The sequence below is a fragment of the Streptomyces kebangsaanensis genome (assembly GCF_001906585.1).
Taxonomy (GTDB): Bacteria; Actinomycetota; Actinomycetes; order Streptomycetales; family Streptomycetaceae; genus Streptomyces; species Streptomyces kebangsaanensis.
This window is the reverse complement of record NZ_JUJA01000119.1, coordinates 1-10,464: the sequence shown is the minus strand read 5'-3', so window position 1 is coordinate 10,464 and position 10,464 is coordinate 1. Positions and strand designations below refer to the sequence as shown.

The 10,464-nt window shown below is 66.8% G+C and carries 6 protein-coding genes and 2 rRNA genes; 5 read left to right on the top strand and 3 right to left on the bottom strand.

Annotated features, from left to right (window positions below):
- The 5 genes from RH94_RS17525 to RH94_RS17505 form a co-directional block, all read left to right on the top strand.
- On the top strand, positions 1-601 hold a 601-nt coding region (locus RH94_RS17525; protein WP_234425847.1), incomplete at its 5' end, for a hypothetical protein.
- Positions 591-1,922 carry a hypothetical protein gene (locus RH94_RS17520; RefSeq protein WP_073948517.1) on the top strand — a complete coding sequence of 444 codons (1,332 nt, stop codon included), beginning with the start codon at positions 591-593 and terminating at the stop codon, positions 1,920-1,922. The genes RH94_RS17525 and RH94_RS17520, both read left to right, overlap by 11 nt.
- Positions 1,919-3,478 (top strand): SCO6880 family protein, encoded by a 1,560-nt coding sequence (locus RH94_RS17515; protein WP_073948516.1) that lies wholly within the window; start codon positions 1,919-1,921, stop codon positions 3,476-3,478. The genes RH94_RS17520 and RH94_RS17515 overlap by 4 nt, the downstream gene beginning before the upstream one ends.
- Positions 3,479-3,492: 14 nt before the next feature.
- Complete coding sequence (locus tag RH94_RS17510; protein WP_073948515.1) at positions 3,493-4,917, top strand: ATP-binding protein; 1,425 nt, start codon at positions 3,493-3,495, stop codon at positions 4,915-4,917.
- Between the two features lie 20 nt (positions 4,918-4,937).
- Positions 4,938-6,452 carry a type VI secretion protein gene (locus RH94_RS17505; protein ID WP_073948514.1) on the top strand — a complete coding sequence of 505 codons (1,515 nt, stop codon included), beginning with the start codon at positions 4,938-4,940 and terminating at the stop codon, positions 6,450-6,452.
- Between the two features lie 16 nt (positions 6,453-6,468).
- Here RH94_RS17505 and RH94_RS17500 read toward each other — a convergent pair whose 3' ends face one another.
- From RH94_RS17500 to RH94_RS17490, 3 genes are all read right to left on the bottom strand, one after another.
- A complete protein-coding gene (locus RH94_RS17500) occupies positions 6,469-7,035 on the bottom strand; it encodes a GNAT family N-acetyltransferase (RefSeq protein WP_073948513.1) in 567 nt (188 codons plus the stop codon).
- A 69-nt stretch (positions 7,036-7,104) separates the two neighbouring features.
- A 5S ribosomal RNA gene (rrf, locus tag RH94_RS17495) occupies positions 7,105-7,221 on the bottom strand.
- Between the two features lie 70 nt (positions 7,222-7,291).
- A 23S ribosomal RNA gene (locus tag RH94_RS17490) occupies positions 7,292-10,410 on the bottom strand.
- Positions 10,411-10,464 lie beyond the last annotated feature (54 nt).

Genomic DNA, 10,464 nt, shown 5'->3' with positions numbered 1-10,464 from the left:
GCCGAAGGCGGCGGCGACCGCGGCGAGCGGCACGCGGCCGGTGAAGACGAGGACGGACGGCATCCCTTCGGGATTCGCGCACGACGAGCAGGGGGCACAGAGCGCCGCCGCGAACTACTCGGTGGCACTCGGCTCGGCCGACATGTTCGACACCGCCCGACGGCACCGGATCGTGAACACCGTCTACGCCCCCGAACTCGCCGCCCGCCGCCAGGCGGACCTGGACCGTGCGTACGCGAGCGAGGACTTCCTCAGGAACATCGGCCTCGACAAGGACGGCAAGGCACCGGCCGGCCAGACGTTCATCTCCCGGATCGTCCCGGTGGGCACCAAGATCACCACATTGCGCGGGGACCAGGCGACCGTCGCGGTCTGGTACACCTCGCTCTTCGGCCTCTCCGGCGAGGCGTCGACCAACCCCGTCACCGAGAGCTGGTACACCACCACGTACCAGCTGGAGTGGGTCGACAACGACTGGAAGGTCACCGACTTCCAGCAGAAGGACGGCCCTGTCCCGGTCGGGCGTGACCAAAGAGCCTCCACCGCCGACGACATGACGAAGGCCGTCGAGGAGTACGGAGGGTTCACGTATGCGCGCTAATCACCGCTTCCTCAAGGTGACGGCCGCCGTCACCGCCGTACAGGCCGGCGCCGTGCTGCTGGCCACCCGCGCCTTCGCCGCGCCCACGCCCGGTCCGAGCCCGTCGCCGTCGGGGAGCGGTGACCCGTGCGAACTGATCCGCGGCCCCGCCAGGCACTACTGCGAAAAGGGCAAGGGCGGCAGCCACAAAGGCTCCACGTTCAACGACCCCACCTCCACCCTCGACCCCCTCTCCTCCCTCGCCAAGGGCTGTGCCGACGCCGCCTCCTGGACCGTCACCAAGCTCAGCAAGGCCGTGCAGGAGACCGCGAACGTCGACTTCACCAACCAGAAGTTCCTCCAGCAGTACGCCGTCGTGTTCGCCGCGTCGACGATCCTCACCCTCCTGCTCTGGCTGCTGGCCGTGGCCAAGCGGGCCGTGCGCGGCGTACCGCTGACCACCGCGATCTCGGAGGCGGTCGGCTTCCTCTGGCTGACCGTGCTGGCCTCCGCCTTCACCCCGCTGATCCTCTACACGGTCGTATCGGCCACGGACGGCGTCTCCGACGTACTCGCCAAGGCCACCGGCAACCAGGCGGACACGTTCTTCGGCACGTTCTCCGCCGCGCTCGGCAAGGGCGAGAACATCGGCGGCGGCCCGATCATGCTGGTCGTCGTCTCCCTCGTCACCATCCTCGCCGCCGGCGTGCTCTGGCTCGAACTCGTCATCCGCGCCGCCCTGCTCTACGTCGGCGCACTGCTCGGCACCGTCGTCTACGCCGGACTGGTCGACAAGAACCTGTGGGGACACGTACGCCGCTGGGCCGGGATCATGATCGCCGTGATCCTGGTCAAACCGGTCGTCGTGATCGTGCTCGGACTCGCCGGCGCCCTGTCCTCCGGCGACGGCCCGGGCGCCTTCTCCGCCGTCGTCTCCGGTCTCGCCATCATCCTGCTCGCCATCTTCGCCAGCGCGATGATCTACCGCTTCGTCCCCGGCTTCGGCGACGAGATCGCGGCCGGCCGCAACAACCGCATCATGCGGAGCGCCGAGGGCAAGGCCGCGGCCGTCATCAGCTCCCCGGCCACCCTGGTCGCGCAGGGCATCAAGACCCACAGCACCCGGGCCGACAGCAACGGCGGCGGCCACTCCTCCGCCCCCCGCCCGGCCAACCCCGCCTCCGGCGGCGTCGCCGCACACAGCGCACGCTCCTCGGACAGCGGCGGCGGATCCGTCCCCGCCCCCGCACCCGCTCCCCGCGCACCCAGCCCGGTGACCACCCCGCACACAGGCAGGACCCGCAACAGCAGTACCAACCGCACGGGAGGTGAAGGGCGTTGACGACCGATTCCCACGTGTCCCACACGGTCACGCCCCGCCGTACGTATCTGATCGGCCGCGCCCGGCCGAACGCGATCGTCGGCCGCAACCGCGAGTCCGGCGAGATCGCCCTGATCATCGTCGGCGCGTTCCTCGGCATGATGTGCGGGCTCGTCGTCCCCGTGCTGTCCCTGCGCATCGTGCTGCTGACCGGCTTCCCGCTGCTGGCGCTCGCCGCGGTCTACGTGCCGTACCGGCACCGCACGTTCTACAAGTGGTTCGAGATCAACCGCTCCTACAAGCGCACGGTCAAGAACGGCGCCGCCTACCGCTCGGGCGCGATGGAGGCCGGCACGCGCCTGGACGGACGGGAGGTCGAGATCGGGCCGCCGCCCGGCATCGGCCGGATCACCTGGCTCGCCGCGCCGTTCGGGCCGGACGAGATCGCCGTCCTGCTGCACGCCGACCGCAAGACGGTGACCGCCGCCATCGAGATCGAGGGCCCCGGCGTCGGCCTGCGCGACTCCGAGGACCAGGAGGCCCTCGTCGACCGCTTCGGCACCCTGCTCAAGCACGTGGCCAACGGCGACGGCTTCGTCACCCGCCTGCAGATGCTCGCCCGCACCCTGCCCGCCGACCCCGACGCCCACGCCAAGGACGTCGCCGTGCGCGGGGACGACCGGACACCGGCCTGGCTGCAGCGGTCGTACGACCAGCTGCAGTCCATGGTCTCCACCAGCAGCGAGCAGCACCGCGCCTACCTCGTCGCCTGCATGCACTACACCCGCGAACTCGCTGCCGAGGCCCACGCGATGGCGCGGGCCGCCCGGCCCCAGGCGGGCCGCAAGCTGGACCGGGACGCCGGTCTCGCGGTCGTCATGGCCCGTGAGCTGACCGACATCTGCTCCCGGCTCCAGGAGGCCGACATCCGCGTACGGCAGCCGCTCGGCCAGGGACGGCTGGCCTCGCTGATCCACTCCATGTACGACCCGGACCACCCCATCGACCACATCCAGGCGATGACCAGGCGCAACGCCTGGCCGGCCGAGCTGGACGCCAGACAGCCCACGTACCTGCAGGCCAAGACCCGCGAGTCCGCCACCCGCGAGCCCTGGTGCCACGCCACCGCCTGGATCAAGGAGTGGCCCATGACCCCGGTCGGCGTCAACTTCCTCGCCCCCCTGCTCGTCCACACCCCCGACGTCATCCGCACCGTCGCCGTCACGATGGACCTCGAACCCACCGAGGTCGCCATCGAGCGCATGCTGACCGAGAAGACCAACGACGCCGCCGAGGCCAGCCGCGCCGCCAAGATGAACCGCACCGTGGACCCGCGCGACGTACAGGCCCACCACCGCCTCGACCAGCGCGGCGAGGACCTCGCCAGCGGCGCCGCCGGCGTCAACCTCGTCGGCTGGATCACCGTCTCCTCCCGCTCCCCCGAGTCCCTGGCCCGCGACAAGCGGACCATCAGGGCCTCGGCCGGAAAGTCCTACCTGAAGCTGGAGTGGTGCGACCGCGAGCACCACCGCGCCTTCGTGAACACCCTCCCGTTCGCCACCGGAATCCGAAGGTAGGGGCTGATGCTCTGATGCGGGACCCGCTGACCGCGCTCACGGACGCCTTCACGTCCTTCCTGTTCGGGAAGGTCGAGACGACCCGGCTGCCGGTGAGAACGTCCACGGGCCAGGCCCAGGCGGTCTACCTCCCCACCGCCGCACCCGGCCTCGGCGACTCGGGCGTCATCATCGGCCGTGAGGTCTACTCCGGGAAGGGCTACATCTACGACCCCTTCCAGCTGTACGGCCAGCAGCTCCCCGCCCCGCACTGGCTGGTCCTCGGCGAGTCCGGCAACGGCAAGTCGGCCCTGGAGAAGACCTACGTCCTGCGCCAGCTCCGCTTCCGCGACCGCCAGGTCGTCGTCCTGGACGCCCAGGGCGAGGACGGGGTCGGCGAGTGGAACCTGATCGCGGAGGAGCTGGGGATCACTCCCATCCGGCTCGACCCGACGGCGGCCCTGAACCACGGCATCCGCCTCAACCCGCTGGACCCGGCGATCACCACGACCGGGCAGCTCGCCCTGCTGAGGACCATCGTCGAGGTCGCGATGGGCCGCGGCCTGGACGAGCGCTCCGGCTTCGCCCTGAAGGTCGCGCACGCCTACGTCAACGAGACGATCGTCGAACGCCAGCCGGTGCTCTCCGACATCGTCGAGCAGCTACGGCACCCGGAACCGGAGTCGGCCGAGGCGATGAACGTCGCCATAGACGACGTACGCGCCTGGGGCCTGGACGTGGCCCTGGTCCTGGACCGCCTGGTCGACGGCGACCTGCGCGGCATGTTCGACGGGCCGACGACCGTCGGCATCGACCTGGACGCCCCGTTGATCGTCTTCGACCTGTCCCACATCGACCGCAACTCCATCGCCATGCCGATCCTCATGGCGATCGTCGGCGTGTGGCTGGAGCACACCTGGATCCGCCCCGACCGGAAGAAACGCATCTTCCTGGTCGAGGAGGCCTGGCACATCATCAACAGCCCGTTCGTGGCGCAGCTGTTCCAGCGGCTGCTGAAGTTCGGGCGCCGGCTGGGCCTGTCCTTCGTGGCGGTGGTGCACCACCTGTCGGACGTCGTCGACGGGGCGGCGGCCAAGGAGGCGGCCGCGATCCTGAAGATGGCCTCGACCAGGACGATCTACGCCCAGAAGGCCGACGAGGCACGGGCGACCGGCGGGGTGCTCGGCCTGCCCAGGTGGGCGGTCGAGATCATCCCGACCCTGACCCCCGGTATCGCCGTGTGGGACGTCAACGGCAATGTCCAGGTGGTCAAACACCTGGTCACCGAGACCGAACGCCCGCTGGTCTTCACCGACCGCGCCATGACGGAGTCCTCCAGCGACCTCGTCCCCGACGACGCCCTGCGCGCCGCCGAACGGGAGGCCGAGGAACGGGCGGCGGCCTTCATGGAACAGCACATCGCCGACCTGGACGGCTCCTCCGAGTCGACGGTCGCCTAGGAGGCTGGGAGAACGCACGCGTGAGACCGCACGACCGCGACCACGGGAAGGGCGGCCAGGGCGGCATCCCCGACGGCCTGCTGGTCGGCATCCTCGCCTTCCTGCTCGGCATGACCCTGCTGGTGTGGACGGCCACCGGACTCGCCGGCCTGTTCGCCCACGGCTCCTGGCCGTCCGGGGTCGTCTTCACCCGTACGCCACTGGCGATGCGCCACCTCATGGGCGACCCGCACGACATGCCCGGCGCCTGGCCGGACACGCCTCCGGGGCAGCTGTCGGGGTACGGGCTGTTCTGGGGCCTGTTCATCGGCCAGCTGATGGTGCTGTTCGTGCTGACCGTGTTCGTGCTGGGCACGGTGGCCCGGTGGAGAGCCGGGAGACTGCGCAGACGGACGGAGACAGCGGCGGCCCGGGAACGGGCGGCGGCACCGGAACCCGGGCCCGAGCCCGAGTCCAAGCCCGAGTCCGAGAAAACGCCGACGCCGGTCCTCCATGAGCTTCCCCCTCAGCGGATGGCCCCGGAGCCCGAACAGCCGCTCGTGGAAGCGCCTGTCGTGGCCGCGCCACCGGTGGAGGTCCAGCGGCAGGCGGAGCCCGAACGGACCGGCGGGTGGGAGAAGATCCTCGTCGCCCCCAGGGAGAGCCGCCGGACGACAGCCGCCCAGGCCGTCCGGGACGCGGCAGGCCCGGCCCTCGTCGTCACGTCCAACCCCGCCCTCTGGCAGGACACGAAGGACCCCCGGGCCAAACTGGGCCCGGTCCTCCTCTACGACCCCGCCCACCTGTGCGACACCCCGGCCCGCCTCCACTGGTCCCCCACCGCGGGCTGCGAGGACAGGGCGACGGCGGCGGCGAGAGCCACCGCGCTCCTCGCCCCCGTCCGCCCCACCGCCAAGATCGACCAGGCGACAGCCGACACCGCGGAAACCCTCCTGCGCAGCTTCCTCCACGCCGCCGCCGTGGACGGCCGCGCCGTCCGCCACGTCCACCGCTGGGCCCAGGGCACACAGGTCCAGGAGGCCGTACGAGCCCTGCGCACGAACCGCAAGGCCGCCTCCGGATCGGCCGGCGAGCTCGAGGCCGCGCTCACCTCGCACCCCGAGCGCCGTGACATCGCCCAGGAGTTGACCAGCCGCGCACTGGCCTCACTGTTCACGGTGAACGTCCGTGACGCCTGCACTCCAAACCGAACTGATGCGCTCGCCTTGGATTCCTTTGTCAGCGAAGGGGGAACGCTTTACGTGGTGGGGGAATCCATCGAGGACCCCCGCAGCAACCCGGGTGCGATGCCCCTTCTGACGGCACTCGCCTCAAGCGTGGTCGAGCACGGCCGGCGCATGGCCGAACGGTCATCCTCCGGTCGGCTCGACCCACCACTCACGCTCGTCCTGGACGACGTGGCCGCCGTCGCCCCGCTCCCCCAGCTCCCCGAGCTGCTGGCCGCGGGAGCCGACCGCGGGCTGCCGACACTGGCCCTGCTCCGTTCCCGCGAACAGGCCCGCGCCCGCTGGCCACACGACGAACTTCCCGCGTGATGTCCGGTGCTGACGCTCAGGGACGCTCGAGCACGTACTCCAGCTCGGACTCGCCCGAGTGGCCCGGCAACGGCACGGTGACTCCGCTCGGCAGGAAGCCGGCCCGGCGGTAGAAGCGCAGGGCCCGCCCGTTGTCCTCGTGCACGATCAGCCGCACCCGCTCCACACCGATCCCCCAGGCCCACTGGAGGGCCTCGTCGAACAGCACCTCGGTCAGCCCGCACCCACGGTGCTCGGGCCGCACGTACACGCCCACGACGTGCCCCTGCCGCCGCTCGACCGGAAAGCCGGCCCAGTCCGTGGTGCCGGCCTCCTCCACGAGCACGGTGAGAGTCCCGACCCACTCCCCGCCCGGAGCCTCGACGATGAACTGCCGCCCGCCGGTCGCGCCCACCACGACGCCGGCCGTCCGCTCCTGCCAGAACGAATCCGGCTTGGCCATGGCGTCGTCGTACGTCTCCAGGAAAGCGAGGTGTGCCACCGGATCCTGGAGCGCGAGAAGCCGCAGCGCCTTCGCGCTCGGCCACTCCTCGGCACGTGGGGAACGGATGACGTACTGCTCGGTGCTGCTGGGGCCAGTCATGGGGTCACCGTAATACGGCCAAAGAAAAAGGCCCACACCTTTTCGGCGTGGGCCTTTTCTTCAATATTTGTTCGGCGGTGTCCTACTCTCCCACAGGGTCCCCCCTGCAGTACCATCGGCGCTGTGAGGCTTAGCTTCCGGGTTCGGAATGTAACCGGGCGTTTCCCTCACGCTATGACCACCGAAACACGATGAAACAATCAACAACCGAAGGCTGTTCGTGGTTTCAGAACCAACACAGTGGACGCGAGCAACTGAGGACAAGCCCTCGGCCTATTAGTACCGGTCACCTCCACGCCTCGCGGCGCTTCCAGATCCGGCCTATCAACCCAGTCGTCTACTGGGAGCCTTACCCCATCAAGTGGGTGGGAGTCCTCATCTCGAAGCAGGCTTCCCGCTTAGATGCTTTCAGCGGTTATCCCTCCCGAACGTAGCCAACCAGCCATGCCCTTGGCAGAACAACTGGCACACCAGAGGTTCGTCCGTCCCGGTCCTCTCGTACTAGGGACAGCCCTTCTCAAGACTCCTGCGCGCGCAGCGGATAGGGACCGAACTGTCTCACGACGTTCTAAACCCAGCTCGCGTACCGCTTTAATGGGCGAACAGCCCAACCCTTGGGACCGACTCCAGCCCCAGGATGCGACGAGCCGACATCGAGGTGCCAAACCATCCCGTCGATATGGACTCTTGGGGAAGATCAGCCTGTTATCCCCGGGGTACCTTTTATCCGTTGAGCGACGGCGCTTCCACAAGCCACCGCCGGATCACTAGTCCCGACTTTCGTCCCTGCTCGACCCGTCGGTCTCACAGTCAAGCTCCCTTGTGCACTTACACTCACCACCTGATTGCCAACCAGGCTGAGGGAACCTTTGGGCGCCTCCGTTACCCTTTAGGAGGCAACCGCCCCAGTTAAACTACCCATCAGACACTGTCCCTGATCCGGATCACGGACCCAGGTTAGACATCCAGCACGACCAGACTGGTATTTCAACGACGACTCCACCCCAACTGGCGTTGGGACTTCACAGTCTCCCAGCTATCCTACACAAGCCGAACCGAACACCAATATCAAACTGTAGTAAAGGTCCCGGGGTCTTTCCGTCCTGCTGCGCGAAACGAGCATCTTTACTCGTAGTGCAATTTCACCGGGCCTATGGTTGAGACAGCCGAGAAGTCGTTACGCCATTCGTGCAGGTCGGAACTTACCCGACAAGGAATTTCGCTACCTTAGGATGGTTATAGTTACCACCGCCGTTTACTGGCGCTTAAGTTCTCAGCTTCGCCCCACCGAAATGGAGCTAACCGGTCCCCTTAACGTTCCAGCACCGGGCAGGCGTCAGTCCGTATACCTCGCCTTACGGCTTCGCACGGACCTGTGTTTTTAGTAAACAGTCGCTTCTCGCTGGTCTCTGCGGCCACCCCCAGCTCGGAGTGCAAGACTCGTCACCGGGCGCGGCCCCCCTTCTCCCGAAGTTACGGGGGCATTTTGCCGAGTTCCTTAACCATAGTTCACCCGAACGCCTCGGTATTCTCTACCTGACCACCTGAGTCGGTTTAGGGTACGGGCCGCCATGAAACTCGCTAGAGGCTTTTCTCGACAGCATAGGATCATCCACTTCGCCACAATCGGCTCGGCATCAGGTCTCACCCTGGTGAGTGGCGGATTTGCCTACCACTCGGGCTACACCCTTACCCCGGGACAACCACCGCCCGGGCTGGACTACCTTCCTGCGTCACCCCATCACTCACCTACTAACCGCTTGGGCCGGCGGCTCCACCACTTTCCTTCCCCCGAAGGGTCCGGAACGGCTTCACGGCCTTAGCATCACGATGCTCGATGTTGATCGCGTCACAGCGGGTACCGGAATATCAACCGGTTATCCATCGACTACGCCTGTCGGCCTCGCCTTAGGTCCCGACTTACCCTGGGCAGATCAGCTTGACCCAGGAACCCTTAGTCAATCGGCGCACACGTTTCCCACGTGTGAATCGCTACTCATGCCTGCATTCTCACTCGTCAACCGTCCACAACTCGCTTCCGCGGCTGCTTCACCCGGCAGACGACGCTCCCCTACCCATCCGTACGGGCGTTGGCCCTGCATGTACGAATGACACGACTTCGGCGGTACGCTTGAGCCCCGCTACATTGTCGGCGCGGAATCACTAGACCAGTGAGCTATTACGCACTCTTTCAAGGGTGGCTGCTTCTAAGCCAACCTCCTGGTTGTCTGAGCGACTCCACATCCTTTCCCACTTAGCGTACGCTTGGGGGCCTTAGTCGATGCTCTGGGCTGTTTCCCTCTCGACCATGGAGCTTATCCCCCACGGTCTCACTGCCGCGCTCTCACTTGCCGGCATTCGGAGTTTGGCTAAGGTCAGTAACCCGGTAGGGCCCATCGCCTATCCAGTGCTCTACCTCCGGCAAGAAACACACGACGCTGCACCTAAATGCATTTCGGGGAGAACCAGCTATCACGGAGTTTGATTGGCCTTTCACCCCTAACCACAGGTCATCCCCCAGGTTTTCAACCCTGGTGGGTTCGGTCCTCCACGAAGTCTTACCTCCGCTTCAACCTGCCCATGGCTAGATCACTCCGCTTCGGGTCTTGAGCGTGCTACTGAAACGCCCTGTTCGGACTCGCTTTCGCTACGGCTCCCCCACCCGGGTTAACCTCGCAACACACCGCAAACTCGCAGGCTCATTCTTCAAAAGGCACGCAGTCACGAGAGTGCGCAAGCACACTCCGACGCTCCCACGGCTTGTAGGCACACGGTTTCAGGTACTATTTCACTCCCCTCCCGGGGTACTTTTCACCATTCCCTCACGGTACTCTCCGCTATCGGTCACCAGGGAATATTTAGGCTTAGCGGGTGGTCCCGCCAGATTCACACGGGATTTCTCGGGCCCCGTGCTACTTGGGTGTCTCTCCAACGAGCCGCTGACGTTTCGGCTACGGGGGTCTTACCCTCTGCGCCGGACCTTTCGCATGTCCTTCGCCTACGCCAACGGTTTCTGACTCGTCCTGTCGCCGGCAGACGACAGACAAGAGATCCCACAACCCCGCACGCGCAACCCCTGCCGGGTCTCACACGCCTGCGGTTTGGCCTCATCCGGTTTCGCTCGCCACTACTCCCGGAATCACGGTTGTTTTCTCTTCCTGCGGGTACTGAGATGTTTCACTTCCCCGCGTTCCCTCCGCTTGCCCTATGTGTTCAGGCAAGGGTGACAGCCCATGACGACTGCCGGGTTTCCCCATTCGGAAACCCCCGGATCACAGCCTGGTTGACGGCTCCCCGGGGACTATCGCGGCCTCCCACGTCCTTCATCGGTTCCTGGTGCCAAGGCATCCACCGTGCGCCCTTAAAAACTTGGCCACAGATGCTCGCGTCCACTGTGCAGTTCTCAAACAACGACCAGCCACCCGTCAC

Excerpts from the sequence above, each read along its gene's own strand:
- RH94_RS17520 (WP_073948517.1), top strand. The coding sequence starts at position 591 with ATGCGCGCTAATCACCGCTTCCTCAAGGTGACGGCCGCCGTCACCGCC.
- RH94_RS17500 (WP_073948513.1), bottom strand. The coding sequence starts at position 7,035 with ATGACTGGCCCCAGCAGCACCGAGCAGTACGTCATCCGTTCCCCACGT.
- RH94_RS17510 (WP_073948515.1), top strand. The coding sequence starts at position 3,493 with ATGCGGGACCCGCTGACCGCGCTCACGGACGCCTTCACGTCCTTCCTG.